Annotated in this window: 28 protein-coding genes; 6 read left to right on the forward strand and 22 right to left on the reverse strand. The window is 49.3% G+C overall.

What is annotated here, in order from left to right; translation table 11 throughout:
* Nucleotides 1–533 precede the first annotated feature (533 nt).
* Nucleotides 534–881 carry an antiterminator Q family protein gene (locus tag ACSV5M_RS06265; RefSeq protein WP_439174767.1) on the forward strand — a complete coding sequence of 116 codons (348 nt, stop codon included), beginning with the start codon at nucleotides 534–536 and terminating at the stop codon, nucleotides 879–881.
* A gap of 9 nt (nucleotides 882–890) precedes the next feature.
* Here ACSV5M_RS06265 and ACSV5M_RS06270 read toward each other — a convergent pair whose 3' ends face one another.
* From ACSV5M_RS06270 to ACSV5M_RS06290, 5 genes are all read right to left on the reverse strand, one after another.
* Nucleotides 891–1,175 (reverse strand): helix-turn-helix domain-containing protein, encoded by a 285-nt coding sequence (locus tag ACSV5M_RS06270; RefSeq protein ID WP_439174768.1) that lies wholly within the window; start codon nucleotides 1,173–1,175, stop codon nucleotides 891–893.
* The gene (locus ACSV5M_RS06275; RefSeq protein ID WP_439174769.1) at nucleotides 1,168–1,482 is read right to left on the reverse strand and encodes a hypothetical protein; all 315 of its coding nucleotides are present in this window, start codon (nucleotides 1,480–1,482) and stop codon (nucleotides 1,168–1,170) included. Before ACSV5M_RS06275 ends, ACSV5M_RS06270 begins: the two co-directional genes overlap by 8 nt.
* A 285-nt stretch (nucleotides 1,483–1,767) precedes the next feature.
* Nucleotides 1,768–2,070: a hypothetical protein gene (locus ACSV5M_RS06280; protein WP_439174771.1), complete on the reverse strand. Its 303-nt coding sequence runs from the start codon at nucleotides 2,068–2,070 to the stop codon at nucleotides 1,768–1,770.
* 330 nt (nucleotides 2,071–2,400) lie between these two features.
* Nucleotides 2,401–3,405, reverse strand: coding sequence for an FHA domain-containing protein (locus tag ACSV5M_RS06285; protein ID WP_439174772.1), 1,005 nt, complete (start codon nucleotides 3,403–3,405; stop codon nucleotides 2,401–2,403).
* A complete protein-coding gene (locus ACSV5M_RS06290; protein ID WP_439174773.1) occupies nucleotides 3,402–4,802 on the reverse strand; it encodes a S1 family peptidase in 1,401 nt (466 codons plus the stop codon). The genes ACSV5M_RS06285 and ACSV5M_RS06290 overlap by 4 nt, the downstream gene beginning before the upstream one ends.
* Before the next feature lie 272 nt (nucleotides 4,803–5,074).
* On the opposite strand from ACSV5M_RS06290, the gene ACSV5M_RS06295 reads away from it, so the two are divergent.
* The 4 genes from ACSV5M_RS06295 to ACSV5M_RS06310 all read left to right on the forward strand — a co-directional run bounded on the left by ACSV5M_RS06295 (nucleotide 5,075) and on the right by ACSV5M_RS06310 (nucleotide 7,699).
* Nucleotides 5,075–5,794 carry a DUF6249 domain-containing protein gene (locus tag ACSV5M_RS06295; protein ID WP_439174775.1) on the forward strand — a complete coding sequence of 240 codons (720 nt, stop codon included), beginning with the start codon at nucleotides 5,075–5,077 and terminating at the stop codon, nucleotides 5,792–5,794.
* 5 nt (nucleotides 5,795–5,799) lie between these two features.
* On the forward strand, nucleotides 5,800–6,342 hold the full coding sequence (locus ACSV5M_RS06300; RefSeq protein ID WP_439174776.1) for an RNA polymerase sigma factor: 543 nt from the start codon (nucleotides 5,800–5,802) through the stop codon (nucleotides 6,340–6,342).
* On the forward strand, nucleotides 6,339–6,713 hold the full coding sequence (locus ACSV5M_RS06305) for a hypothetical protein (RefSeq protein WP_439174777.1): 375 nt from the start codon (nucleotides 6,339–6,341) through the stop codon (nucleotides 6,711–6,713). The genes ACSV5M_RS06300 and ACSV5M_RS06305 overlap by 4 nt, the downstream gene beginning before the upstream one ends.
* Before the next feature lie 182 nt (nucleotides 6,714–6,895).
* Entirely contained in the window at nucleotides 6,896–7,699 is an 804-nt protein-coding gene (locus tag ACSV5M_RS06310) for a carbohydrate-binding domain-containing protein (RefSeq protein ID WP_439174778.1), read from the forward strand.
* Between the two features lie 42 nt (nucleotides 7,700–7,741).
* Here the strand turns inward: ACSV5M_RS06310 and ACSV5M_RS06315 are convergent, their stop codons facing one another.
* From ACSV5M_RS06315 to ACSV5M_RS06370, 12 genes are all read right to left on the reverse strand, one after another.
* Entirely contained in the window at nucleotides 7,742–8,641 is a 900-nt protein-coding gene (locus ACSV5M_RS06315) for an aspartyl/asparaginyl beta-hydroxylase domain-containing protein (protein ID WP_439174779.1), read from the reverse strand.
* Nucleotides 8,642–8,828: 187 nt separating this feature from the next.
* Nucleotides 8,829–9,284, reverse strand: a complete 456-nt coding sequence (locus ACSV5M_RS06320; protein WP_439174780.1) for an AAC(3)-I family aminoglycoside N-acetyltransferase — start codon at nucleotides 9,282–9,284, stop codon at nucleotides 8,829–8,831.
* Between the two features lie 154 nt (nucleotides 9,285–9,438).
* Complete coding sequence (locus ACSV5M_RS06325; protein WP_439174781.1) at nucleotides 9,439–9,978, reverse strand: NUDIX domain-containing protein; 540 nt, start codon at nucleotides 9,976–9,978, stop codon at nucleotides 9,439–9,441.
* Between the two features lie 20 nt (nucleotides 9,979–9,998).
* Entirely contained in the window at nucleotides 9,999–10,346 is a 348-nt protein-coding gene (locus ACSV5M_RS06330; RefSeq protein ID WP_439174782.1) for a GFA family protein, read from the reverse strand.
* Nucleotides 10,347–10,387: 41 nt separating this feature from the next.
* On the reverse strand, nucleotides 10,388–11,431 hold the full coding sequence (locus tag ACSV5M_RS06335; protein ID WP_439174783.1) for a linear amide C-N hydrolase: 1,044 nt from the start codon (nucleotides 11,429–11,431) through the stop codon (nucleotides 10,388–10,390).
* Nucleotides 11,432–11,502: 71 nt separating this feature from the next.
* Nucleotides 11,503–12,297 carry an amidohydrolase family protein gene (locus ACSV5M_RS06340; RefSeq protein WP_439174784.1) on the reverse strand — a complete coding sequence of 265 codons (795 nt, stop codon included), beginning with the start codon at nucleotides 12,295–12,297 and terminating at the stop codon, nucleotides 11,503–11,505.
* Between the two features lie 40 nt (nucleotides 12,298–12,337).
* A complete protein-coding gene (locus ACSV5M_RS06345) occupies nucleotides 12,338–12,769 on the reverse strand; it encodes a hypothetical protein (RefSeq protein WP_439174785.1) in 432 nt (143 codons plus the stop codon).
* Nucleotides 12,770–12,870: 101 nt separating this feature from the next.
* Nucleotides 12,871–15,054, reverse strand: coding sequence for a TonB-dependent siderophore receptor (locus ACSV5M_RS06350; RefSeq protein WP_439174786.1), 2,184 nt, complete (start codon nucleotides 15,052–15,054; stop codon nucleotides 12,871–12,873).
* Nucleotides 15,055–15,198: 144 nt separating this feature from the next.
* Nucleotides 15,199–17,883, reverse strand: a complete 2,685-nt coding sequence (locus ACSV5M_RS06355) for an ATP-binding protein (protein ID WP_439174787.1) — start codon at nucleotides 17,881–17,883, stop codon at nucleotides 15,199–15,201.
* 166 nt (nucleotides 17,884–18,049) lie between these two features.
* Nucleotides 18,050–19,633, reverse strand: coding sequence for a cellulose binding domain-containing protein (locus ACSV5M_RS06360; protein WP_439174788.1), 1,584 nt, complete (start codon nucleotides 19,631–19,633; stop codon nucleotides 18,050–18,052).
* A 654-nt stretch (nucleotides 19,634–20,287) separates the two neighbouring features.
* Nucleotides 20,288–21,049: a type 1 glutamine amidotransferase domain-containing protein gene (locus ACSV5M_RS06365; protein WP_439174789.1), complete on the reverse strand. Its 762-nt coding sequence runs from the start codon at nucleotides 21,047–21,049 to the stop codon at nucleotides 20,288–20,290.
* A gap of 182 nt (nucleotides 21,050–21,231) precedes the next feature.
* On the reverse strand, nucleotides 21,232–21,990 hold the full coding sequence (locus ACSV5M_RS06370) for an SDR family NAD(P)-dependent oxidoreductase (protein WP_439174790.1): 759 nt from the start codon (nucleotides 21,988–21,990) through the stop codon (nucleotides 21,232–21,234).
* 116 nt (nucleotides 21,991–22,106) lie between these two features.
* Here ACSV5M_RS06370 and ACSV5M_RS06375 point away from each other — a divergent pair, with 116 nt between their 5' ends.
* Nucleotides 22,107–23,006, forward strand: coding sequence for a LysR family transcriptional regulator (locus ACSV5M_RS06375; RefSeq protein WP_439174791.1), 900 nt, complete (start codon nucleotides 22,107–22,109; stop codon nucleotides 23,004–23,006).
* A gap of 118 nt (nucleotides 23,007–23,124) precedes the next feature.
* Here the strand turns inward: ACSV5M_RS06375 and ACSV5M_RS06380 are convergent, their stop codons facing one another.
* The 5 genes from ACSV5M_RS06380 to ACSV5M_RS06400 form a co-directional block, all read right to left on the reverse strand.
* Nucleotides 23,125–23,691 (reverse strand): dihydrofolate reductase family protein, encoded by a 567-nt coding sequence (locus tag ACSV5M_RS06380; RefSeq protein WP_439174792.1) that lies wholly within the window; start codon nucleotides 23,689–23,691, stop codon nucleotides 23,125–23,127.
* A 51-nt stretch (nucleotides 23,692–23,742) separates the two neighbouring features.
* Complete coding sequence (gene dapF / locus ACSV5M_RS06385; protein WP_439174793.1) at nucleotides 23,743–24,588, reverse strand: diaminopimelate epimerase; 846 nt, start codon at nucleotides 24,586–24,588, stop codon at nucleotides 23,743–23,745.
* A 63-nt stretch (nucleotides 24,589–24,651) separates the two neighbouring features.
* Nucleotides 24,652–24,999: a DUF3024 domain-containing protein gene (locus ACSV5M_RS06390; protein WP_439174794.1), complete on the reverse strand. Its 348-nt coding sequence runs from the start codon at nucleotides 24,997–24,999 to the stop codon at nucleotides 24,652–24,654.
* Between the two features lie 111 nt (nucleotides 25,000–25,110).
* Nucleotides 25,111–26,037, reverse strand: coding sequence for a glycerophosphodiester phosphodiesterase family protein (locus ACSV5M_RS06395; RefSeq protein ID WP_439174795.1), 927 nt, complete (start codon nucleotides 26,035–26,037; stop codon nucleotides 25,111–25,113).
* A gap of 38 nt (nucleotides 26,038–26,075) precedes the next feature.
* A complete protein-coding gene (locus tag ACSV5M_RS06400) occupies nucleotides 26,076–26,405 on the reverse strand; it encodes a hypothetical protein (RefSeq protein ID WP_439174796.1) in 330 nt (109 codons plus the stop codon).
* Between the last annotated feature and the right edge of the window lie 178 nt (nucleotides 26,406–26,583).

Here is a 26,583-nt window from a genome sequence, read left to right on the forward strand (position 1 = left end):
AGCGGGAAATTCTGGAGGGGGGTACCCCCCGCCCGTTAGGTTCTTCCTTGGGAAAAAATCCTTACGGAGACGAAGCCCGCAAATTCTCGCCAATTACACGTTGGCTAAGGGGGTTGTGGTGGTAGACCTGGCACACCAAAAGCCAAAAATGGAGGGTAAGTTAATTTTATTGGGGTACATTTTGGGGTACCTCAAAAAACCAAATTGCCAACAGCACCGGAAACAAAGGCTTTCAATAAATCTTATCAAGATGCCTCTGGCACCATACAGAAAATCGATACAGTCCGATATCGTCTAAAAGCCCGCGTAATTGCGGGCTTTTTTTGTTTATGCTCCATCCATTACTGCCCTATCCAATCCATACGAATCCGACGATTTTTTGGGGTACATTTCGGTGTACATCAGATACGCAACTACCATGTGCCCCAAACGGCGTATGAGGTAGACGCAATGGCATTTACAGATACCGATACTACCGATAAGGTTCGATTTGAGGGCATGGACGGCGTCTTTGCAGTGATGGGCACACCTGAATGAAAAAATACTTACTTATGATTGAGCAATGGGGGCTTTGGGTGCGTGGCAGCCGTGGCGCAGATTTAAAAGCGCGGAGCTCCATGTTGGAAATGATGCAATTGGTTAAGCCTAGCCGATCTATTTATCCCTCAATTACTGATGATGATGCTTTAAGGATTGATCGTGCAGTAGCGGCATTGGGTAAGGCCGATCAACAATTGAAAGAAATTATTTTCTTGCGGTTTGTGTGTGATTACAGCATGCAGCAAATTGCGGCTCGTTTTAACGCCTCTCGCGACTCAGTGACAAAGCAGCTCGGTCAAGCAACTGGATTTGTTGCTGGAGTATTAGCGGCAAGAGATTAGCGCCCGTAGTTACGCAGGACGCAACTCACGCAACGTTTCCGGGTGGCGCAATGCAATTTGCAATAGCGTTTTGGCTGCACCAGACGGCTGCTTCCGGCCTTGCTCCCATTCTTGCAAAGTACGTTTACTCACCCCCAAAAGCTCAGCAAACGCAGATTGCGATAAGCCTACTTTGTTGCGAGCTTCTACGGCGGTGGATACTTCTACCTGATGAACGCGAGCAGCTTTACCGGCCTTCATTTCTTTTACTGACTGCAGCAAATCCGCCTGGAATTTTTCAAGCTCTTTATCCATGGTGAATGGCCTCTCTAAGTTGATTTAAAAATACAGCGGGCAAGTTGTCATATTTAGCTTTGGTGTAGGCAATCAGCAGCCATATTTGTCCGTCATCAAGCATGTTGTAATAGATAACTCTTGCCCCTCCACGCCTACCCATTCCAGACCGTGACCTGCGCACCTTACGCAAGCCGCTTGCACCGGGAATTACATCACCTGCCAGCGGGTTTTCCGCTATCCATGCAACGAATTCTTCCCGTTCCTCGTCTTGCCAAATATCGGCGGCATACTTCTGAAAGGTGGGGGTTTCGATAATGGTGTACATGGACGAAGTGTACGCCCAAAGCGTATAGTGGTAAAGCCTTTTATAGTATGTAAAACGGCCTTTAAAAGGCTTGGGGGAGCGTTCGTCGATTAAAATCTATTGAAATCAACTACATAGTAATCGCTCCCCGCGTTCCTCACTGTAAAAAGCGGATCGGGCCTTTTTGGTTTTTCGGGCATGCAAAAAGACCATCCATTGATGAACGACAGAAAAACTAAAAGCGGAATTGCTGAGTAATTTTTGAAGCGACCAGGAGAATGTTCTAAGCAGGCAAGTATCGTTTAATCAATACTGATTCGGTTCAATATCGCGACGACAGGCGAGGATGTGTGTGGCGATTTCGCGGGGGGTTTTGCCTAGGTTGAGCAGGCTTTTGATGATGGTTTTTTCTTCGATAGTGAGCGTCTTGCCGTTGAGCATGGAATCCACCCAGTCCACCGTTACCCGGTAGGACAATCGCAGAGCTTCGTCGAGGATCAACTCAGCCGGCACGCCGAAGCGTTGGTAATACTCAACGAGGGATTTTTCCCAATCGTATAAGTCCCGGTGCAGTAATCGGCTCGTCGCTATTTTTTCGCATTCGTCCATCAGAATTTGTTATCCGATTGTGTTATTTAAAAAGCATGTTGCCGATACGGCTGAATATATAGCACATCCTATCAGTGGGCACAGGGTATCGATATGCGATATCTGTTGAAAAATGGTTATTCATCACTGTAAAGATTCGTTTATGCCAAGGTGCTGTATGTCTGCTGCTCCCTCTCAAATAAAGCAGCCCGCATATATCGATGCTTTTCTCTCATCAATACAGTGTACACGCTAGTTCTCACCTTGTTCGAGCTTCTTTAGAAGGCGCTGCCCGCCATTTTTATTTTCAATTAGTTTTGCATCACTAATAGAAAATAGATGCATGAAGGGCTAATCATCCTGTTGCGGCGAGTCTTCGGGCCCGGCGCCTTCCTCCAGTTCGTCCGGGTCTATTTCTTCCTGCTGTGCTTCATCCAATCCTGTCTTCATCTTCTGGACCTGATCCATAAAGGCGTCTATGGAAATGTTCGGACTTTGTCGCAGTGCAGGCGGCATGAGATCGTGCATGTACAGCTCACCTGCCAGGCGGCCGGTGTTTTGATAACTGTTGATCACACTGAGGCCCATCGCCCCCACCGTAAGCAGTACTGCCAATACACCCCATTGCCAGCGCCGCCGAGGCATCACAGTCACCATGTGGAAAAATAAAACCACGGCGATGATCACCGTATCGAAATGCGTGGAATAACGGGTAAAAAACTCCAGCGAGAAAGCAAAGGCCAAATAACTGCTTAACAGACTCCACAACTCGCCGAGGATCAGCCCGCTGGCGGCAATAAATAAATGCCGTCCAAAGCGTAATTGACCGCTGAAAAGATGGGTAACCAGCGCCCAGGCACCGCTCCAGAACACCATGCTGATGACCACGGTGGCGATCTCGCTCAGGTACTCCAACACCTCGGTTTTGCCGGTCTGGTTTAACCAATGGGCGAAGGATGCCTGGAGCGCAATCAGCACCAACCCCGCCAGCAGCGGCGGCCAACCTTCCCACTGGTGATTGGTGGAATCAGCCAACTCGTCGGCAACCACAAAATCGCGCTGCCGCAGGCGTATCGTGGTGTGGCCGAGGCGAACGCTGGTATCGCCATCCAGTCGCTGCTGCGGAACGCGCTGGCGCTGATAGACAATGCCATTGCGTGATTCCAGGCTGCGAATCTGCACCTCACCGCCCTCGGTGGTTTCAATGACGGCATGGTGCGCTGCCGTGTGCGGATCATCCAGGATAATGTCGTTGTCGTAGGCGCGCCCGATACGAATGGGCAGATCATGAAAAGGAATGCGTTGTTTCACATCGCCGTTGCGCGCAAGAATTTCTACAAAGAACACGTGACTCATTCGGCGGCGCTCCCTGTTGTTTTATCTGTAGTTGTTTTATCTGTGGTTGTTTCACCTGCTGCTGCGGCTTCATCGGTTGCGCGCGTGACGGCGTTTAATAATTGTCGGGTTATTGCCATGCCGTTGTCATACGAAATGCCGCGCAATTCATACAGACTTTTGACGCTCATAAGCGGATCATCGGTGGTGATCGTCAGCAGCGTGAAATTGTATAAGCCAGCAAATTTGCGATAGGCCGATGCACACAACACAGCCCGCATCGGCAGATGGTCGTTGGCCACAAACTCTTCGGTGCATTGTTGCGCGGTCACTTCTTCACTGCGATGGCTGCTCCAGATTTGATGACTGAAACTGTCGCTGACCAGCCGCGAAAAACGCAACGGGTTGTTTTTTTTACTGCTGATCAGCTGATGATCGAAAGACACACGACCGGTCTGCAAGTTGCCGGAGATAAACACCACCGATTCCATGCCGCAATAGATACTGTCGGTGGTGTAATTTTCCTGGGTGTGGTCTTCCGAGCTACCCCAGCAACGCAATTGTTCTGATTCCCGCACGGGGATTTGATAGGGACCTAGCGTCTTGTGGGTAAGGGGTTCGCTCAACAGGTGATCCATCATGACTTGTTGATAATCCAACAGCTGCTCGCCGATGATGGGTTTGAAATCCGCTGGCGGTGTTGCCTGGCCTTGGGCGAGTGTGACCAACTGCTGCAAATAGCGGGCGGGCACCAGAAAACTGACCAGTTCCCCGTCGCGTCGATGCGATACATTAACCCCGGCAATGTCGCCGGCAGCGGTGATGTTAGGCCCACCACTCATACCGGGATTCAGGGGCCCGGTAAACATCAAATGATCGGAAAACCCTCGCCGACTGATGCCGTTATAGGTACCTTCAGAGATGGCAAAACCCAGGTCCAGCGGGTTGCCGAGCGAATAAAGATTCTCACCTTGCTCCAACACCGGCAACTCGTCCGGCAGCTGAAAAGAACCGGTACCGGCACGATCTACGCGCACTATGGCCAGATCGCGCAACACATCAAGAGCGATTAACTCCACCGCCCCTTTTTTGCCATCGGTATCCACGTATTCACCGATATATGTCTCGGGTTCCAGTGCAATCTGGGAAATGACATGGTAATTGGTCACCGCCAGGTTGCCTTCGCCCAACAAAAAGGCTGAACCCGTCGTGGATTGGCTGCGCCCATTGCGCAGCAACACGCGCAATTGCAATAAGTCTTTCTTGGCCGACGCATATAAGCGTTGCGCACTGGATGAGGGGGGAGCGATTTTTTCGGTGGTGGTTTGTGCCTGCAGCGGAAGCACTGCCGTCGCACAGGCGATCAACACCATCCACCGAGCAGCGCGTGCCGACCTGCGGCATAACGTCGATAACAAGGGAAGCCTTCCTTTCAATCAATAGAACATAACGAGCAAGACGGCACAACACCCACTCGATCTACAGGTGACGCGGTGTTCGAGTCTACGTGACCCATCAACGGGCGCCAAGCAGGTTTTGTGGACCTATAAAGATTCCTGCACGACGCATCCACCTACTTACTAAAATAACCGGGTGACCTGAATCCAAAGCGCACTCCGGGTGCGTCACAGCAGTAACCGGCGCTTTCTTCGCGATAGCAGCCGCACCTTATGACCACGAGGATTTTGTTATGGAGTTAATTACCTCCCGAATGTTTCATAGCGGTTCGATCAACCCGGCCGGACTTTTGCTGTGCGTGTTGCTGTTGTTGGCGATGCATGCATGGGCGGAAGATCCTCAAATGCCAGACGTTGCGCCGCCGCAAACCCAGGCGCCGATGCCAGAGACACCGCCGGTGCTGCCGTCTATCCCGGAAAAGCCGATGGCGGTACCGGCCATTCCCGGATCGGCGCATCCGAACATCAATGACGAGGTGCTGGAACGTCACATCGCCGAACAAATCTCGCGCAATATTGAACAGGAGTTGGGGCAAGCCTTTGGCTCCGAACACAACGTGGGTCGCGCGCTGCTGATCCCGCTGTTTGCCATCTTCTTTATCTTCGGCGGCCCGGTCATCCTGGTGATCTTCCTGGTCCTGATGCACTACCGGGCCAAGGCGCGCCGGGAACGCCTGCAAAGTGAGAACATTGCGCAGTTGCTCGCCGCCGGTAAAGACGTTCCGCTGGAACTGTTGCGCGGCGACGAAGCCAGCAGCGCGGTGGCCGAAGACAACCTGCGCAAGGGCGTCAAAAATATTGGCATCGGTACCGGCCTGCTGATATTTCTGACCTTATTCCTGGGAATCGGCATCGGCTCTGTGGGTTTCATCATCATCGGCCTGGGCATTTCACAGCTCGTCGTCTGGAAGTTGGCTGACAGTAAAAACGCACAACTCAAAGCCCAGGACTGAACACCATGTCGGTCTCCGATCAGGACCTGATTGCACGGGTCGTTAGCGTTAAAGACCAGCATGCCTTTGCGCAGCTGGTCTTGCGCTATCAGTCGCAACTGCGCCTGTGGGCGCGGCGCCTGTGCAACGGCGATGTTCATCTTGCAGATGACCTTGCCCAGGAAACGTTTATCAAGGCGTATGCCGCCTTGGCAGGATTTCGCGCAGAGGCGAAGTTCTCCACCTGGCTGTATCGCATCGCCTTCAACATTGCGGCCAATCGCTGGCGCGCCAAAAAAATCGACTGGTGTGAACTGGAAGAAAATGAGGATGCCGAAACGGAGGTGTGCGAGCTGCAACAATTCGCGGCTAAAAAGGATGTGACATCCGCCATGGAGCAATTGAGTCCGGCCCAGCAACTGGCCATTCGCCTGTGCTATGAAGACGGGTTTTCCCACGACGAGGCGGCAGAGATCATGAGCCTGCCGCTCGGCACGGTTAAAACCCACATCGCCCGGGGCAAACAAAAACTGCAAAAGCTCTTGTCATCCTGGAGTGAAGTCGTATGATCAAACCCACTGACACTCATCAGCCATTTACCATGAACTCACCCGACGAATTCGATCAACTGCTGACCCGACAGCTGCGCGACAGCCAGGACTACCTGGCCGATGACGGCTTTACCGCTGGCGTTATGGCGCAGCTCGATAACCGGCCGGCCCTCAGCCGCCGGGCGCAATGGCTGATCACCGGTATTCCGTTGGTGCTGATCAGCGGAATAGTCTTTAGCCAGTTACCCGTGCAAGACATCGGCCTGATGGTCGGCAATAGCCTGGAAACCCTGGCCCCCGTTACGGTGATCAAGCTGGGTGCGATGTTATCCGGCGGTATCATCCTCGCCAGCCTTGGCTGGCTCGCGCGGCAGGCACGCCTGCTGTAGCCCCCTCCACAGTCATTACTTCCATTCGAAATAATAATGGCCGACCTCATGCCGCATTAACAGTTGTAACCGGTTACTTAAATACGAATAATGCAAAAGCTAATTAGCTGAAATATCGATAAAAATAAATGTAACCGACTACAAGTCTCCACTCTACTCGTCATAATAATGAGGACATAACAATGAGTATCGTTAAATATCTTGCCGTTATATTTTCACTGTTGCTGCTCAGCACTGGCAGCCTTGCGCAGAATTACCCGACCTGTTCCAGCGCCGCCGCCGATCCGGACGGTGATGGCTGGGGCTGGGAAAACAACCAAAGCTGTATCGTGTCATCGGGCGGCTCCGGGGGTTACCCGACCTGCAGCAGCGCTGCATCTGATCCGGATGGCGATGGCTGGGGTTGGGAGAATAACCAGAGCTGCCAGGTTGCCGGTGGTGGATCTTCGGGCGGCGGCAGTAGTTGTGGCACCGGTAGCTGCCCCGGCTCATTGAACTGCCCCAGCGGAATGAGCTGCGGTTGTTATACCGTGTCCGGATTGGGCGCCAACAAGCAAGCCTACCTGAATGCCGGCGCGGATCGCCGCTTCCTGGCCTCCGCGATGATGGAAACCGAGCGGATGGATACCAACTATGCCTATGGCGATAACAAAACCGGCGACGCGTTTAATGCCGGCGCCACCAAGCAAAACTGGGGCATGATGCGTCAGTGCCATGCGGAATGGCGCGGCTACAGCGCCAATGACTATGCCGTGTCCGCCGCGATGAACAGCAGCCGCAGCCTGGACGTACAGGTATACAACGAATGCCGCAACTACTACGGCAACCAATGGTTTGCTGGCCACCGCAATGGCTCCAGCGGTCTGGCAAACCCCAATACGCAAGACATCAACAATTTCCGTACAGGCTATGAATGGACCTACAACCAACTGGCAGGGCACGAATGCGATGATGTGCGCTTTTGGGTAGATATCCCGGCCATTTAATTCGGAGATGCCCGCTGTTAAACAGCGGGTATGTTTATCGGATCAGAAAAAGATGAGGTAAATCAGCAGCGCATAAAGACCGTATTGAATGCCGTAATACAAGGGCGAACTAAACGCTTTAATCTTCTTGCCCAGCACACGCAATTTATACACATGGGCAAAAGCCCGATTCAAAAAGCCGACCTTATCCCCTTCAATATTCTTGGTTGCCGCCGCGGCCAACACCACGCGCGAAAACAGCCGGTTAAACCAATCCACCAAAAAGAAATTTACCGGGCGTTTTACATCCAGAAACAAAATAATCCGGTTTTTATCAGTGCGATTCTCGGCGTAATGGATAAAGGTTTCATCAAAGATTACCGCTTCACCATCGCGCCAGGAATATTTTTGCCCGTCCACATCAATGTAGCAGTCATCGGAATTCGGCGTCACCAGGCCCAGGTGATAGCGCAATGAACCCGCGTAAGGATCACGGTGTTTTACCAGCCGCGCGCCTGGCGGCAGCATGGTAAACATGGCGCCCTTGATACTGGGAATTTTATTGATCAGGGCAACTGTATTCGGGCAAAGCTGGTTCGCCGATGTCAGGGTAGCGCCGTACCATTTAAGGTAGAAACGCTTCCACCCCGTGCGAAAAAAAGAATTAAACCCGAGATCATCCAGGTCATCGGACGCTTTTATACGCGATGCCTGATTAAGACCAACCGCTTCATCGCGAATCATTTCCCAGTTATCTTGCAACAACTTCAACTCCGGAAAATGGTTAACGTCAACATATGCTGTGTTCTTTATGCGTGAAAAAGCATAGAACAGGCAATTAACCGGCGCCATGATGTTGGAGTGATCAGAAATTCTACGGGTGAGCTTGGTGTGTTGAACGACGCCACGCTGCTGAACATAAATGGCGCACATAATAAAAATGGCGAGCAGGGTCAATCCCATGATGACATCTCAAACCTATTCCAGAAAATAACAACCTCAAGGCGGAAAACAATATATCCACCCATGCGTCTTTTCAATGGGCGTTTGAAATATTTTTTGTAAGAAATTATTCAGGATTACTGACAAAAAGTGTCAGGATATGGGTGCTTGTACAGCCAGATATTAAGAATTTTTTAAGAGAATACTTTTATACCGCAATATCAAAATGCATAACATCTTCCCGCACACCTAATTTGGTATAGAGCGCTACCGCTGGATCATCACCATAATCTGCCTGCACAAATATCACATAGGCACCGCGCGTGGCGGCGATAGCGCGCAAGGACTGGATCATCGCTGTCGCAATACCTTCGCGGCGATGGGCTGCGTCAACCGCCAGATCATAAATGTAAATTTCACTGCGTTCCTGCTCAAATTTATGCAGTTCATACGCTGCCAACGCACCGACTACCTTATTATCCCGGATGGCAACCAGTGCAATAAAAGAATCGCTGCCCAACAATTTCCGCAAATACGCGTTTCCGGGGCGCCGCGCCGTATAGGTTTCCGTCTCGTTGAAAGCATCCCCGAAGAGCGTCAACATTGAATCCATCAACTCCAGGTCAATCGCGGATAGTTGTTTAATAGAGCAAGAGGTTGGCATTATTCAGTTACCTTTGTTTTTTCCACTAGTGGGTCGACGTCAGCGCCAGCACGCCGTCGTTTCGGACACGCGCTTTTTACGCTGATGGAGTGTTGAACATGGTAAATGTTACATAGCGACTGGATGCAATTGCCTGCGTATCGACTTTCATATCTCAGATGAGTCCCTTCATTTTCAGCAACCCAAAGGCTGCTACCGTGGTGGCGTCCTTGATCTGTCCGGCAAGGATCATCTGTTCAACATCATCCACAGTAAAAGGCTGGGTAACCAACCCATGTTCTTCCGGTTCAATTTGCGCAGAAGATTGGGTCAAATCCGTAGCGAAGAAAATGTCGTAACCTTGTGTTGAATAGCCGTACGCGAGAAATAAATGGCCGACGTGACGGATGTCGTTGGCGATTAAACCTGTTTCTTCACGCAATTCTGCTGCCGCCAGAGCCGCAGGCGCGATAGCAGAAGATTCCCATGAACCCTGCGGCAACTCCCAATAGCGCCCGGCCACTGGATAACGATACTGCTCGACCAAATACATCTGTCGATCCTGTACCGCTGCAATGACGGCAAAGTCGGCTTTCTCTACGACACCGTAAATACCCGTATGACCCGATGGTCGTTCGATAGCATCTTCACGTACCGTCATCCAACGATTGGCATACACCGTTTTGCTGCCAAGGGTTTTAATCTCTGCGGACATAATGCAACCCGTTAAAATAATTAATACGCGCGCCCATCGTAGTGCTGTACGGGAATTGTCGTCAGGTCGATGTTCTCAATGCAGCGGATATTGATGGCTGCCATCACATTGCCATTGGGGTCTGTGCCTTCACCAAAAGGATGAATACCGCAGTCGGGACAAAAATGGTGTTTGATGACGTGCTTGTTAAAAGTGTAGGTGCTCATCGCGTTTTCCGGTGTTAACAGGTTAAGTGCGGTGCGCGGCATAAACCACAGCAGTGAACCCTTGCGCTGACATATTGAACAATTACATGACAACGCGCCGTCGATTTCGCCCTCTACCTCAAACGCAATTTTTCCACAATGACAGCTGCCTTGGTATTTCATATCCATAACCCTCGATTAATGTGAATAAACGAAGCAAATTTTTATAAACCGGCAAACACAAAGGGTTCGGCAACCTTGAAAGACGAAAGCGCATCGGCCGCATAGACTTTATGGTTTTCAACACCTAAGCGCTTGACTGGCTCACCTTTAGCAAAGTTAACCTGCTTAAGATCAACCCAGAATGTATTGGGTGTTAACGCCGTTTCAAAATAATAAACCAGATTCTTTTGGTCTGATACCGAGCGCCAGCGGGTTGACGAAATATTGGGTTCGGTTTCTGAGGAAATACCGAAGGGAACAGAAGCGTTTCGGATAACACTGAAGACACTGGCAACCGCTACCCTAGCGTCGCTCGTTCTGGGAATGGCATTAATATAAAAGGACGCACGCACAAACCGATCAGCCGCGCGATTGGTGCCGGGCAACATGGTCAAACCACCGATTTGCTGCCAATAGGCACTGAGCGCCAACTGCTGCTCAAAAATTGGCGAGTTGGTCATAACCGTGTGCGACATATCATGATGGATAACCAATTTGCCGTCTACATATTCAAAGATCGCATTATCACCTTTTGCATCCGATATAGATAAATGCAGGGTAGCAAAACGATCTGTGCCGGGGATGTTTGATGACACTACCACAAACGGCTCTTTCTTTAATGCAGCAACGGCATCGTTAACCGTGGCAAAATTGTCCAGTACATACTGCGTCCAGGCCGCAACGCTCAAGCCTTTTTGTTTGGGACCGTATTCAGGGTAACGGGATTCCGCCAGCCACAACAGATTTGCTACCAGACCTTTTTCATTCATCCCATCGCTACTGGCTATATCAAACGCGCTGGTGACAATGCTGCCGTAACGGGACGTCCAACTGATGGAGTTCGGCCCGACCGCACCGTGGCGCCGCATTCCTCGGGGAAACAGCCACAGATTTGCCGGAATTTCATCGCGCCAGTCCATGGATCGACCGGTAATAATCAGGCCATCCGGCCCCTGGTACACCGCGCGCGTACACGCGAAGGCTGAGGTTGCCGCTATCGCCAGGAAAATACTTAATGTAAGAATAAAACCGATAATGCTCTTCATCGCAACATCTCCTTTTTAGGTGAAAGAACGCTTTACAGTTATAGCCTCTCAATATGGATTGCGATAATGAATTATTGCGTCTTTCTGAATCCAACAGCTTGATCCGCGTCTTCGCTCAAGCGATAGAATGCCAATGCATTTTTATATAAAACCTTTTGCGCACCCTCTTCACCCACCGCATGGATGATCAGGTCAATATCCTCATCCTGAAAAGGACGAGGGGCGCGGGTTGAGGGGAGATCGGTACCGAACATCAAGGTGTCGGGATTGGCCGAGTAGAGTGTCGACAAGGCGTCGCGAACATCGAAATCTGTGCGGCCGAAGCCGGTGGCTTTTACGCGAACGCCTCGCTCAGCCAATTTAACCAGCGTGGGAAAACCGCGTTTGGAGAGTCCGAGATGATCGATGCTGACCGATGGCAAACCAAGCAGGGTGTTGAACAATCCGGACAGCTCAGCAGAGTCAACATACAGTTCAACATGCCAGCCCACGAGCTCATAAACACGATGCGCCATTCGCTCGAGCTGATCGACGTCTGCTGAACCTCCGCGTTTCAAATTAAACCGGAGCGCGCGTACACCTGCGGTATGCAAAGCAATCACCTGCTCATCAGACACGGATGCTGGCAATTGCGTTACACCAACAAAAGATGGCCCTAACTGCTGCAATGCGGCCAGCAGCCAGGTTTGATCAAAGGCCTGGAATGAGCCGGATACAAGGGCGCCACCCAGCAGATGATAATCCTTCACGCGCGCACGATAATCGGCACAGGTAAAAGCATCCGGCACATAACCGTTGTTGGGCACCAGTGGAAACCCAGGCGCGATGATGTGCAGGTGCGAATCAAAGATGGTTATCGTATTCAAACTTCACCTCTTGATCACTTATCATGACTTCAGTGAAAGATTATTTTCGTGCCGCCGCTTTATCACAAGAGATGGTGTTACTGCTGAGAATGTCACCTGATTGAATATCCTGCTTTTTGCCGTCCGGAATATATAAAGTCACATAATCCCCGATATACACTTCACCATTGAAATTATCCGGGTCTTGCAGATCTTTCACGTTCAATACTCTGACGGTGTTTTGGTGAATCTCCTTGCCGTTCCTGGTTACCACAAACGCGTCGTCATTCGCGATACAACCCGTCTCTACTGTGCCTGATATTGATATACCTTTGAGGATCATGCCATTGAGTTCATCGACCCTATCGATTGTCATTTGAAAGCGGTTGGATTGTTTATCGCACCCGGCCATAAAAAAAATCGAGGCTGACAGTAACATTAGCGTAACGCCTGAGCGCCAACTGCGGCTAAAATTTTTGGTGGGGCGTTGCATGACCTGGTCTCCGTTATTATTAAGATAACGGGGATTGTAAACCTGAAAGGGAACAGGGGGAGAGCCGCAGGCCAGAGATGTGACCTGCGGTATAGCGGGTATCAGTTAAAGCGGTATCTCAGACTGAGTGTGTAATTGCGTGGTGTGCCGTAGCGGTATGAACTGAAATACCCCACCTGGGAATAATATTTTTCATCCGTCACGTTAGCCGCATTGAATTGCACATTGAGGTCGTCAGTAAAGTCGTAGCGTGCCATCAGGTTGACCAGTGCGTAGGCGTCTTGTGTGAGCCTGTCGGGCTGACCAACCGGATTGATGCCGGCGGAGTAGGTCTCGTTTTGCCAGTTTACGCCGCCGCCCAACGTCAAGCGATCCAGCGCTCCGCCAAATTGGTAGGAGGTAAACAGCTTGATCGACTCGGTCGCAATATCGGTGTTCAGGTCGTTACCCTGGGCATCTTCAATGGAAAATTGTGAAACGCCCGCGCTGATATTCCAGCCATCGACAGGTTGGCCAACCACTTCTATTTCGAAGCCTTTGCTCTGCGCACCCTCGGCACCGATGTAGGCATACAACTGCTCTGGCGTCCCCTCAAAAGAGGTATCGAGCTGAGCCAGATTGTCCTGTTGGATATCAAAGTAGGCAATGGTGGTTTGCAGACGGTCGTCAAGGAAACGGCTCTTTAAACCAATCTCTGCACTTTCACCGATCAGCGGATCAAGGAAATCCCCATTGGCATCGCGATTATTTTGCGGCTTAAAGATTTCGGTATAGCTGGCGTATAACCGGTGGGCGTCGGTCACGTCATAAAGGGCGCCTGCGTAAGGAATAAATTGATCTTTATTGCCGTAATCAACGATACCGCTCCAATCAAAACCGTTGCGCTCCCAGGTTGCTATGCGTCCGCCCAGAATAAACTTGAGCTTGTCGGTGGCGGAAAGACGGGTAGCGGCATAGTAACCGCGCTGTTCGGTTTCGCTACCCTGAGATTGGGTGCGAACATCCGACCATTCCGGCTCGTGCAAGTCGCCCCATTCGTAGAAGTTTTCTACCGGAACGCAGTCGTATCCGAAGCACAAGTCGCCACCCAAGGGCAATTGAGTAAAGGTTTTCGCTGATTGATCTGCATAAAGAGCACCCACTACAAAGTCATGGGTTTGGTTAAACAGATTGAAATCGCCCTTCAGTTGGATATCAAAACTGTCTTGTTTTGATTCGCCGTCACTGCGGTAACGTTGTGCCAACAAACCACCACCGGTCGCCTTGTCCAGCGTGCCGTAAACGTAAAGCAACCGCGCCTCTGTTTCGTAGTGCAAATTGTTGTAGTTAGCGAGCAGTTCCCAACCATTGGCAAAGGCATGGTTGATGCTGACGAAGTAATTGGTGTTGGTTGACTCCCAGCGGTTCCAGTCCATCGCCGTGGTTTTGGAAACGTCCCAATCAGGTCTGGTGCCATCGGAGAAGAAGCCGGGCAGTACGCCCCACACCGTTGAGGTCGGGTTATTGTTTTGATAACTCGCGCCTACGCGCAGTAAGGTTGCGTCGGTTACGTCAGCTTCCAGCACACCGTAGAGTGTTTTTTTGTCGTCTTCATAAAAATCAATGAAGGAATCACCTTGCAGATAACGACCCACGACGCGACCGCGCAGGCTGCCGCTCTCATTTAAGCCGGTAGACACATCGGCTGCCAGGCTCCTTTTATCCCAGCTACCCGTGGCGACATCGACAAAGCCGGTGAGATCGGTGCTATTGGCGTGCTTGCGCACCAGGTTGATAGAAGCAGCGGGGTCACCGACGCCCGTCATCAAACCCGTGGCCCCACGGACAAATTCAATACGTTCGTAGATAACGGTATCGGCCACGGTTTCACCTGAATCGCCACCCAGGCTCCAGGAAGTCGGTACACCATCGATTTGATAGCTGTCGATCTGGAAGCCGCGCGAATAAAAGCTGTTACGCACATTGTCGACTTCCGCAGAGGACACACCGACGGCGTTATTCACCGCATCCAGAATACTGGTGATGTTCTGGTCCTGCATCCGTTCAGCGGTCAGGATCGATACTGACTGCGGCGTTTCCTGGACAGTCAGCCCCAGGCCAGTCGCCGTATCCAATGTCTTGGTTTGCTCGACACCGTATTTGCCGGTAACTCTGATTTCTTCAAGGGAGCCTTCCTGTTGGCGTTTCTGCGACGGGGTACTGCTGGCAGAGTCCTGAGCCAGACCTAACTGCGGGAAGAGGCAAAGCCACACAGCCGCAGAGAGAGGAAGTAGGGTAGTTTTCACGAAAGCACTCCAAAACGGGGGTTAGGTGTCAGAATTGGAGGCACACAATAACACAAACAACAATCATTATCATTAGCATAAAGGAGGCATTCTCCATTAGATTACTCCCCCCTCTCTGCGGACCTAACCCACCCGCACCACTGCCTAACCACTACCTTCTGAATATTTATTGATCGCCTCCTCCAAAACAGAAAATTCAAGCGGCTTGACGAAATGGCGAGCAAACCCGACCGCGATGGCTTTCTCTATGTACTCTTTGTTACCCCAGCCGGATTGCGAGAAGAATGTCGTGTGTTGTGCTTCAGGCAATGCGCGTAAGAGCGTACAGAGTTGGTAGCCATCAATATCAGGCATACCGATATCCAAGACGGCAAAATCGGGTTTGAATCTTTTAAAGATTTCAATGGCCTCTATCCCGCTTGAGGCGGTCTCGGTCTGGTGTCCGGCGTTTTGTAACAATATGGCGAGCATTTCCGTCACATCAGCGTTGTCGTCCACAACCAATACTTTGCTGGATTTAACTGCACCGGTTATTGAATCGCTTTTATGCGCTCCAGTACTGCGCGCTTCTACACAGGGCAATATCACTTCAAATTCGCTGCCCTTGTTCGCTCCCTCACTGCGGGCGACGATCTCACCGTCGTGCAGTTTTACCAGCCGGTCCACCAGGGTTAAGCCGATACCCAGCCCTCCCTTTGTATGAGTGGAATGCGCTTCTACCTGCATGAACATGGAGAATATATCGTCGAGTTTGTCAGCGGGAATTCCCAACCCGTTATCTTTTATCAGAACGGATACCTGGTTATCGGTGCGAGTGACGATGAGCTCGATAACCCCATTGTTATCGGTGTACTTAACCGCGTTATTGATAATATTTGAAAATATCTGCGACAAGCGCGCAGCATCACCGTGCACATGGATCGGCGCCTTGGGCATATCGATGCGCAGCGAGTGATTTTTTTCGTTAATAAGCGTTTCGACAATTTCAATAGCATTGCGAATAATTTCCTGAATCTCGACGTAACGCTTTTCCAGCTTCACCTTGCCCTGGGTGATACGTGACACATCCATAAGATCGTCGATCAGTTTGGTCATATAACCGACCTGACGCTTTATCGTATCGGTAACTTTTTTCCGCACCTCGGCCGAGTCAGTATATTCAAGTAATGATACGCCATTGCTAATCGGGGCCAAGGGGTTGCGAAGTTCATGGGCCAATGTGGCCAGGAATTCATTCTTATGGCGATCCTGCTGCTCCAGGTCGAACATATTTTTGCGCATCTTATCCTGCACTTCCAACGCGTGCGCAAGGAACATGCGGTTGAAGCGGCTGGCCATATCCACGTCGGTCTGATCAAATTCCTTGCAGGTGCCTTTAATTTCTTTAACGTGTACCTGAAAAGAAGAACGCGGCATTAAACGCTCGCGCTTGGAACCGCTTGCCGATTTTTCATTGGGCAAGCCCGCCCATTTTTGTTCATAGACATGTTCTTTTCTAAACCACGCGGTGAAGTAACTCCGTTTTTCAAATAACGGAATTAACATCACACCCACAATGCCATTAAGCTGTTCTTCGCTTCCCCATTCGTTGGACATTCGGTCGGTGATAAAGGGCTTTCCCTGAGGCGTATTGATACTGTCGTAGATATGTTGAACCACGGATAAATCAGGCGTGACACCCAAAGATATAACTTCCTGGTCAGAATAGAATACAAAACCATCGGCATCCATCAACCGCAACACTTCCTGCTCATACTCGGCAAACACTTTAACAATAGGGTTATTGGGCGAAATCTTATCCAACATCGATTCAATAGATCGATCAGCTTTTTCTTTCTTCTTGAAAAACAACTCCTCTTCTTTCGCATACAGGTGCCAACTGAACAGCTGACTGAGGTTTTCACACTGCAAACGCACATCCTGGGGAATATAGTTTGCTTTTCTACTGTGACAGGATATCAACCCCCATAAACGATCATGGGTAACTAACGACATTGAGAATGAGGACAGTAACCCCTGGTTACGAATGTATTGCCGATGGATGGGGGAAAGGGTTCTAAGTAATGAATGTGTTAAGTCCAGGGGTTCGCGACCACTCTCTTCAATCGACGGAATCAGTCGGGATGACTCCAGGTCCACATTGGGCGTCAAGCGCACCCAGTTCTTTTTGTAAAGCTCTCTCGCCTGTGGGGGGATGTCGGAGGCAGGATAATAAAGATCCAGATACGACTCCACATCGTCATTTCGCGCTTCTGCTATCACCTTGCCTGAGTTGTCTTCATTAAAACGATAGAGCACCACCCGCTCCATACCGGTGATGTAGCGAATAGTCTCCACAATCTCTTGCGCCATTTCGTCAAGCGAGTGAAACGCTTTAAATTTCGGCGCAATGCTCATTGCATAAATTTTAATATAATGCTCAGCGGTGTATGCCTGCCGGAACTTTGCCGCAGGCTCGAGCTCAATAATCAAACGATCATCACTGTCATACACAACAGCAAAAAAATTGAAATCCACTTCGTTATTTATGACGGATTTATCAAAGCGAAGTTTAATGGGCAGGCGGGTATGTCGGCTTTTGGCTCGGCGATAGGTCTCCTGAAAAAAATCTACCTCCTCCTCATCTTCGTCAAGCAAATCAAAAAAGTTACTGCCAATCAATGGCCCTTCGGTGGTAAAAAGATCCAGCACATTCTCGCTGATAATCTCAATAACGCCGGTACTATGATTTAGCGCAAAAAGATAACCGTAGCTTTGTATGGATTCTGGAATATGTATTTTTTCATCTTCGCAGCGATCAAAGGGGAGCTTATCAATATCCAGTTTCATAGAATTTTCCAGGTAATTTTTGGTAGTTTATTAAGCAATCCATCGAAACACAATTCGAGCAAGCCTTATCTGTGTGTATTCTCACGTATCATTTATCTATAAATAAAAACAGCGCCCTATTAGCCATAGGGCGCTGTTTTCAGATTACCTGGATTAAACAGCCGGTTTAGAATCGACTGAAGAAACTCCACACGGCGGAGGAATAGAACGAGGGCGTCGAGTGCCCGCCGTTAAACGAACACCAGACCACCGGATGCCCCGCAGCGCAGCCTTGATACTCTACGCACGGAGATGGCTGGATCGGAACCGTAGTGTTTGAGCAGCTATTAGCCGAAACGAAAAGGTTTCTCGCTTCCACACCGGCATTGTGGCCGACCACGTTGTCGCTGGTGCCGTGGGATATCCAGGCAGCCATTGGCAATCCGCTGTCAGTGTATGGCGTCCAAAGCGCGCCAGATGCCGGGGCAATCGCGCGGAAGGTGTCAGCCATCTCACGACCCACAGCGAAAGACATCATCCCACCGTAACTCCATCCTGCGGAGAAAATACGGTCCTCATCGATACACAGCGAATACTTGAGTTCGTCGAGCATCGCGCGCAAAAAGGCCATGTCCCGGCCATTGGTATTGGTCCATCCGTCTGTACCTGGCGCGCGGTCGGGCGCTACGAAGATGGCACTGTTGTTCGATAACGCTTTCAGACCGTAATAGCCCTGACCAACCACATCATTGGCACTACCACCACGCCAATGCCAGCCAAAGACGAGCCGGTAGGGGTTGTTCATGTTGTAGTTACTCGGAATATCGAGCACATACTCACGATTCAGCCCACCAACATTAATGGTACGGCGACCGTTGCTTAGTCGCGCTCCCGATCCACATCCGGCCGAACCGGAGCCATTCCCGACTGAACTTGATGATGAGCTGCTTGATGTTGGCTCGCCCGACACGCTACCGAAATTAATATAACCGTTACAGTGCAGCCATTCGCTGTTCGAACCGCCACCGCATTGGTTATTGCCCCAGGCACCAGTATTCTCGCTCTGATCCTCGGCTTGGCGGGTCCCACCATTAACGATGATGTAATCGACCTGCACATCCGCTTCACCATCGTTGTCATTGGTAAACACCACGTGGATATCGCCACTCAGGTTGGTCGTGGCGCTGTAATCCATCATGAAGGTGCTCAAGGTCCAGCTCTGCACAGCCGTACCGCCGACACGCAAGGTAATGGACTCTGTACCGGTGGTGCCGCTGGCGCGCACAGTGATGCTGTTGTTGCCAACGCCAACAGAGCTAGAGGAGCTCGAAGAGACACTGGAAGATGAACTGCTGGGAATGCTTATGCTTGAAGAACTGGAACTCGCCGACGAGGGGGTTGGACCGCTACCCGTTGAGCATGTAGGTAATACGAAATTGCCACTGTGCGTACCCTGAAAACCAAAGCTTACACTTTGCCCGGCAGCCAGATTGCCATTCCACGACACATTGGTTGCGGTGACTGTGTTACCGGACGTTGAAATGGCGGCGTTCCAGGAATTCGTCACGCCAGGACTCTGATTAAAATTCAACGCCAGCTGCCAGCCGTTGATTGCAGAATTACCATCGTTCGTAACCGTCACATTCACCACGTAACCGTTATTCCAGGTATCCGCGTTAGCGGAGCAGGTGAGTGCGTAAACATTATGAGTGATCATCGGCAGAAGAAATAACATCGCCGATGCAAACATGCATCGTCTTAGATTGATCATAGTGTTGTCCCTTTAAAAGTTATTGGTTTGGAATATCTGGAGAGCGAGATTTCGCATTTATCTACCGCTGTCGAATGCGCGCTTACTCCGACCAACAGCATAATAAAATTATTATTATATGGTATGACGAATCATATAGAACTGACTGAAGATCAACGACCAGATGCGGGAAAGACGCGCCGCTGAACGTGATTTTATTGAGGAGCGTCACAAACCGATTTTCATTGGTCGCAGGAGCAAATTGAAATCTGATGGTGGGTAACGTCTGTTTATAGCGGATTGCTATTTAGTGCTGATAATGATTGAGGATGGGGAGGGGCGCGAGTTTAATCATTTTTTATGGGTGATTTTCAATTAGCATATAAAACTTCAGAAAGGGGCACTTTTAACCTATTCAATATTGAGTGCTCACCCGATACTTGAAAATGCATTGGATATAGCTTCAAAAATACAAGAGAGCACAAATACCACCGCTGATATTGCATTTACAATACGAAGCAGTATCGGCCTTTCCTTTCTTCTCATAAATCATTCCTAAATTGCTTTCCTGACGTATCTCGACATAGCGAGGAAGATTAAAGGCTTTTCATTTCTATATCTTAAATTGAATTAACGATTCAATTAGCCAACGCACCGGAAGTCGATTGAATCGATCTATTTTTTCTCGTGCTCAAGCAAGATGAGCATTTCCTTAGCCACTAGTGCTGCTGATGGCAGGAACATTGAGGAGACTATGCGTTTGTCGATGATCACTTCATGTTTATCAGCAATGCTGTCTTTGTTGACAACAATTGCCCCATTCTTCCGAAGCTGTTCTTCAACAAGAAATGGCAGCAATGTACCCTGCTTAGCCCAAGACTTTTCTCTTTCTGTCGAATTCGGAAAACCGGCAACTCGTTTTCCCTGGACCATAAAATTGCCGCTTTTTAGTTTTGCATTCGCAAAAGCTCCCGCTCCGTGCCCACAGCTACCTATCACGCCACCGTTATCATAAATCTTCGCCATAATATCAAGCAGCTTTTGATTCGAAGCCACGTCGAACAGAGTTCCATAGCCTCCACCAATAAAAACGGCTGCGTAGTTCTCGGGTTTAACCTGGTTTGGAGTCAGTGAACGATTGGCCCGATCCAAAAAACCTTCATATTTAATCGTGTAGCTACTGATACCCAGAGGCTCCATCATAAACGGCACTACACCTCCAGCTGGAGAGGCAAATTCCACATCGTACCCATGGGAAACAAAAATATGATATGGCGGCGCGTATTCCCAGAGATTATTTCTGGCATCGTGCTTATCTGGATCGCCCATATCTTCAATATTTGAAGCGATAATCAGGATTTTTTTAGTATCGCTAGCCTGTGCTGGCAGAAAAAATCCGAGCGAAATGATGCTCAATAACAGAATGCGTTTTATCATTTTTTATTCCTTTCAATTAACTCCAATCAAATAAAGCCAAATGCCGACATTAAATGCAGCACGAGGCGCAACCGGAGAAAATATAGCGCGTATTCAATGAGAGATACAGCGAGGATTGCAGGATATACTTTCCGGAATAAGTTCGCTCTGTGCGTCGCATTGCTCACAGAGCGAACCATTTTCTACAGAAACATACCGCCAGAGGCTTCAATTCGCTGGCCGTTAATCCAGTAACTGTTTTCTGCCACCATTGCCGCAATAACGCCACCTATGTCATCTGGCAGGCCCACGCGCCCCAGAGCAGTTTGCGCGGCAAGAAAATCGTTTAACGCTTTGTTGTCCCGCACTGCACCGCCGCTAAAGTCAGTCTCGATAGCCCCAGGCGCGACCACATTGACACTGATACCGCGCGGACCGAGTTCCTTCGCCATATAGCGGGTCAAGACTTCCACACCACCTTTCATTGCAGCGTAGGCCGCATAGCCGGGATAGGTGAATCGCGTAAGGCCGGTGGAGATATTGATAATGCGGCCACCGTCCTTGATCAGCTCAAGCAGATTGATCGTCAGAAAAAACACCCCCTTGAGGTGGATGTTCATCAGCGCATCAAACTGCGCTTCTGTGGTTTCCGCATAGGGAACATGGATGCCAATGCCAGCGTTGTTGATCAGAAAGTCAAAATGCTCCCGTTGCCAATGTTGTTGTAGGGCAGATTTAACGTCCTGGGCGAAAGCAGGAAAACTTGTGCTGTTACCGACATCCAGCTGTAAAGCCACGGCGTTGCGCCCCATAGCTTCAACCTGTTTCTGGACCTCAGCGGCCTCCATCTGGTTGCAGTGGTAGGTAAAGATCACATCAATGCCCTGGCGCGCCAGATGAAGCACGGCGTTTCTGCCCAAGCCACGGCTGCCGCCGGTTACGATCGCGATGTTGTTGCTCATGGTGAACCTCCTGTGGATCAGTGATGATGTGAATCCAGTTTATTGAGCAACTCACGCAGGATAAACCTGACAGATACGGATACACTGTTCATAAAATCCGAACAATGAGGTGACCTGTGGACAGAGTGGAAGCCATGAATATCTTCGTGCGCGTGGCAGAACTGGCGAGCTTTACGCGCGCCGGCGACAGCCTTGGATTGCCGAAAGCCAGTGTCTCCGGCGCCGTGCAACAACTGGAAACCCAGTTGGGAACACGGCTGCTACATCGCACGACGCGTAAGGTTCAGTTGACCCAGGATGGCCAGATTTTTTACGAACGTTGCAAAGACCTGCTGGCAGACATGGATGAGCTTGAATCCCTTTTCCAACAAACGCCCGCTCATATCAGCGGACGCATTCGTATTGATATGCCCACCGCCATGGCCAGAAATTTAGTGATCCCCCGCTTGCCGGACTTTCTGGCCAGCTACCCGGCAGTGGAAATCGAATTGAGCAGTACAGACCGGCGCGTGGACCTGGTGCGCGAAGGGTTTGACTGCGTGGTGCGGGTGGGCCAGTTGGCGGATTCAGGTTTGATCGCCCGGCCGTTAGGGCAGCTCCGCATTATCAACTGCGTCAGCCCGGGCTATCTGGAAAAATTTGGCGAACCGCAAACACTGGAAGAACTGGCTGAGCACCATTGGCTGGTGCACTACGTGCTTACCCTGGGCGCCAAGTCCAGCGGCTGGGAATATTGGGACGGACAGTCTTACCGTAACCTGCCAATGAACGGCCCGGTGACAGTGAACAATGCCGATGCCTACACTCAGGCTTGCCTCGCGGGGCTGGGGATCATTCAGGCACCGGAAGCGGGGCTGCGCCAGTACATTGAGAAAGGGCAGTTAGTAGAAATTCTGAAAAACTTCGCCGCCGAACCCATGCCGATTTCCCTGATCTACCCCAACCGTCGTAACCTGTCCAAACGCGTGCAGGTATTTATGGATTGGGTGGCGGGGTTGGTGAAAGATTATGCATAGTTTTATTAATCGATGCGGCCCCTTGAAGCTCCTTATCGACGATGGCCTTTATCTTCATGGCGAAGTTAATGTGTACACTCCCCATTCCAATAAGTCGACGCTAAATTAATTGTTAGGCCTATTTTTCCTGACCACTTTTTTGCACTTCATAACGCAACTCGGCCATACCTGCCCCCATCTGGCGAACGGAGATGAGCCGCAAAGCTGGGCTCAAAACACGGCGCGGAAAAAGTGGCTTACCTTTACCAAGGGTTGCAGAGCCCACCTGAACAATGAGCTCATCCAGTAAGCCTGCGTCGTAGAACTGACCAGCCAAATCACCACCGCCCACAATCCAAATATTTTTATCTTTAGCAGCGATGCGCATTTCTCTGTGGATTTCATCGACATCTCCATTTGCAAAATGGAGATCTGCGCCCTCAATCATAGGCAGCTTGCGGCTTGAGAATACCCATGCGGGTTGGTTATACGGCCATGGTGAGCCCGTCTCCTTAGCTACCTGATCAGCATTACGTATCATCCATTCATAGGTCGCTGACCCCATAACCAAGGCACCCACTTCAGCTATGAATTCCGGATAACTGGAATTGTTAAGTTCGCCAAGAGTAAAAAGCCAATCAAGAGAATCATCTTCCGTCGCAAGAAATCCATCAAGGCTTGTGGCCGTGTAATACTGAGTTTTCATTGCTTATCTCACCTACTGATTATGTTCACGTAATATTAAGCACAACGACAACTATATGCCTTGCGCCAGCACCTCGCTTGACAGCGTTCCAGAGCACACGCTCGTCACTGGGCCTTCCATAGTAACTGCATTATTTTCATCAATTTTTATCTCAATTTCCCCACCGGGCATACGAACTGTAATTTTACTATCACAGTAACCCAGCCTCTTTGCCACTGAGGCAGCCGCGCAACTGCTGCTGCCCGATGCTAAGGTATAGCCCGCTCCGCGCTCCCAAATTTCTATTTGTATGCGATTCCTATTGATGACTTTTGCAAATTGAACATTTGTTCTGTTAGGAAAAATGGGGTGATTCTCTAATAGTGGCCCCAGCCTATTTGCGAGCGCTCTGGAGGGATGATCGGTGAAAATCACGCAATGTGGATTTCCTATGGATACTGAATTGAAAGCTATCACCTCGTCATCTATGACAAGTTCTTTATTTAGCACTTCACCCGAAACGTTTGATACTGGAATTATCTCACCGTCAAACGTCGCCGTCCCCATCTCAACCTTAACTCTTCTGCCAGAGTCGATTATTTGGCAATTAACAGCGCCGCCTTTTGTAAACACCGTGAAGTCTTTTTCATCTACAAGCCCGCTATCAAAAAGGTATCTACAAAAAATTCTTATTCCATTTCCACTTTTTTCAGCTTCACTACCATCCGGATTGAATATCCTTAAACCGAACCCAGGCCGACTAGAATCCACCAACTTTAACAAAATACCATCTGATCCGATTCCGAAATTTTGCGAACAGATAATAGTGATTATCTGTTTCGAAAGACTCACCGCGAGATCTTTCTCTTCAATCACCAAATATGAATTTCCCAGTGCATTATATTTTCTAAATTTCACATAAACTCCATATGGGACCAGATTACGCAATGTTGTTATCAGACACGGCTTACTTCGTGTGCACTAGCCAAAAAAGCACGCGTTTACATCCTCCTTAACCAAGGTGAGGAATTCCTCAAAATGCCGTACCTGCGGAGCAGGAGGATAGCTATACCATTTTAGGTCTTGACGCATCCAGTAAACCTTCCAGAGTTTCTGGGACTTGATATAGGTTGCTTTAGCAACCGCTATTTCTATCTTCTCGCCAGGGTTCCGAAAATGGGGGCTGACCTCGAATATTTCGACGCTCTGGCCTGTAATGCGATACCCCAGATCAACCTTTGCTCGAACATGAGCAGGGGGTCGCTTTTCGTCCAGGAACTTTTCGAGTTCCTTCTCGCAGCGTTTTATTTCAAATTCGCTTATGGCCATGCTCTAAGCTCGCTTATTGACTTTACATAACACCGCGTAAATTTTAACAGGTGCAGCTTTTGTAGTGGAGTCGAAGTAGCAACGAAAAATCTGTGGCTGTGCCTGGCCATGTTAGTGCAATATTTTTTTGACACCTTGAATATCGCTTGTGACTACGCCTATACCGTTTTCAATGTCTAACTTATGACTTCGCAAAGATGTATGTTTTGTCCACAGATATACTCGACTTTCGTTATCCTGAGCTCGTGCTGCGAACCTTCCTGGATACCCCCAAAGGTATTTCGCTTTGTCTGGCGGAATCAGTAGGGGGCGATTCGAACACGCGTCCGGGAATATTCCACTCCACCCGTATAACATATAGTCCTTAAAACATTCTTTAGTCGATTCCACGCTGATCGCCTTTAATTCCGGAGCTTCCCGTCGAAACCAGTTCGAACCTTTTTCACTTGAAAAGATAACGAAGTCAGATAAGCGACCCCCATAACCAGACCTTAGCATCTCGTATAGAGCTGCAAAAGATGCCTCATCATTGTTCTTGAGGTTAAGCCAGAACGTTCTATTCGGATACTCATCCAGAATCGTGGTTAAATTGCTAATGCGATACCCTTTTCCCCTAAAAGGGAAGTGCTGGCCATCATCAAAAGTATAACCGTAACCTGCATCTAGTTCGGCTAGTAGGCCAGCGGTGCTCGCCTTTACCTCTCCCGTACCATTCGTAGCACAATCTAACGTCCAATCGTGAAACAGAACAAAGTTATTATCTTTTGACCGATGAATATTGACATGGATAACGTCAAATCCGGCGCTATCAGCATCCCTGATGGACTCCAAGGTGTTCTCGATATGTGCATTTTCCGATTGAATGATAGATCTAGCAGTACAACTATTTTCTCCAAGTTTTTGGTAGTCAATAAGTTGCCCGCCACCCCGGTATGCTACTAACTGGCCTGGTTCTCGCAATTCTGGTTCATCCATAAAACCAAGAACAATAAACCCGCTTATAAGAGCGATCAGGATTAAAGAGAAAGTTTTTGACATTGGGTTTATTACGCCTTGCCGTAGCACAGTATTGGAAACTAGATATTTGGAAATCTTAATTTAACCCAGTTGTTAAATTCACTAGCAGTATGAATTTCAATTTGTGTTAGTGAATCAGGATCATATAAATAAAGTGATTTTTTAAGCTTGAGCCTTGAGGTTAATACACTGAACTTTGAGTTTAACCAACCAATTGTGCTAGCTGCGTCATAACTGTAAGCCCCCTGCAAACTCGCATATAATTCTGAATCAACGATACCAGTTGCTAAAAGATATGCGTCTAGCCTTTGATTATACTCTTGAACACTTTCAGTTAAATTAGGATCAGGTTTTGAAATTGATTTTTTCCATTTAAAGATATTAAACAATTTCATTCTCCGATTGGGTAAATCTAACGAGGCTGTAGAAAAACGATATTAAGAAATCGCTATCTCCAGCCCTTAATGAATTTAAGTTCTGTTTCGTATTTAAGCAAAACTATTTACTACAATCACGCAATATTTGAAATTGAACAATATCTTTTCCCAGGAAGCCATTTATCACGCT

This window comes from Cellvibrio sp. ARAG 10.3 (assembly GCF_051846955.1).
Lineage (GTDB): Bacteria > Pseudomonadota > Gammaproteobacteria > Pseudomonadales > Cellvibrionaceae > Cellvibrio.

Coding starts and splice junctions, on each gene's coding strand:
- ACSV5M_RS06265 (WP_439174767.1), top strand. CDS start 534: ATGAAAAAATACTTACTTATGATTGAGCAATGGGGGCTTTGGGTGCGT.
- ACSV5M_RS06270 (WP_439174768.1), bottom strand. CDS start 1,175: ATGGATAAAGAGCTTGAAAAATTCCAGGCGGATTTGCTGCAGTCAGTA.
- ACSV5M_RS06275 (WP_439174769.1), bottom strand. CDS start 1,482: ATGTACACCATTATCGAAACCCCCACCTTTCAGAAGTATGCCGCCGAT.
- ACSV5M_RS06280 (WP_439174771.1), bottom strand. CDS start 2,070: ATGGACGAATGCGAAAAAATAGCGACGAGCCGATTACTGCACCGGGAC.
- ACSV5M_RS06285 (WP_439174772.1), bottom strand. CDS start 3,405: ATGAGTCACGTGTTCTTTGTAGAAATTCTTGCGCGCAACGGCGATGTG.
- ACSV5M_RS06295 (WP_439174775.1), top strand. CDS start 5,075: ATGGAGTTAATTACCTCCCGAATGTTTCATAGCGGTTCGATCAACCCG.
- ACSV5M_RS06300 (WP_439174776.1), top strand. CDS start 5,800: ATGTCGGTCTCCGATCAGGACCTGATTGCACGGGTCGTTAGCGTTAAA.
- ACSV5M_RS06305 (WP_439174777.1), top strand. CDS start 6,339: ATGATCAAACCCACTGACACTCATCAGCCATTTACCATGAACTCACCC.
- ACSV5M_RS06310 (WP_439174778.1), top strand. CDS start 6,896: ATGAGTATCGTTAAATATCTTGCCGTTATATTTTCACTGTTGCTGCTC.
- ACSV5M_RS06315 (WP_439174779.1), bottom strand. CDS start 8,641: ATGGGATTGACCCTGCTCGCCATTTTTATTATGTGCGCCATTTATGTT.
- ACSV5M_RS06320 (WP_439174780.1), bottom strand. CDS start 9,284: ATGCCAACCTCTTGCTCTATTAAACAACTATCCGCGATTGACCTGGAG.
- ACSV5M_RS06325 (WP_439174781.1), bottom strand. CDS start 9,978: ATGTCCGCAGAGATTAAAACCCTTGGCAGCAAAACGGTGTATGCCAAT.
- ACSV5M_RS06330 (WP_439174782.1), bottom strand. CDS start 10,346: ATGAAATACCAAGGCAGCTGTCATTGTGGAAAAATTGCGTTTGAGGTA.
- ACSV5M_RS06335 (WP_439174783.1), bottom strand. CDS start 11,431: ATGAAGAGCATTATCGGTTTTATTCTTACATTAAGTATTTTCCTGGCG.
- ACSV5M_RS06345 (WP_439174785.1), bottom strand. CDS start 12,769: ATGCAACGCCCCACCAAAAATTTTAGCCGCAGTTGGCGCTCAGGCGTT.
- ACSV5M_RS06355 (WP_439174787.1), bottom strand. CDS start 17,883: ATGAAACTGGATATTGATAAGCTCCCCTTTGATCGCTGCGAAGATGAA.
- ACSV5M_RS06360 (WP_439174788.1), bottom strand. CDS start 19,633: ATGATCAATCTAAGACGATGCATGTTTGCATCGGCGATGTTATTTCTT.
- ACSV5M_RS06365 (WP_439174789.1), bottom strand. CDS start 21,049: ATGATAAAACGCATTCTGTTATTGAGCATCATTTCGCTCGGATTTTTT.
- ACSV5M_RS06370 (WP_439174790.1), bottom strand. CDS start 21,990: ATGAGCAACAACATCGCGATCGTAACCGGCGGCAGCCGTGGCTTGGGC.
- ACSV5M_RS06380 (WP_439174792.1), bottom strand. CDS start 23,691: ATGAAAACTCAGTATTACACGGCCACAAGCCTTGATGGATTTCTTGCG.
- ACSV5M_RS06390 (WP_439174794.1), bottom strand. CDS start 24,999: ATGGCCATAAGCGAATTTGAAATAAAACGCTGCGAGAAGGAACTCGAA.
- ACSV5M_RS06395 (WP_439174795.1), bottom strand. CDS start 26,037: ATGTCAAAAACTTTCTCTTTAATCCTGATCGCTCTTATAAGCGGGTTT.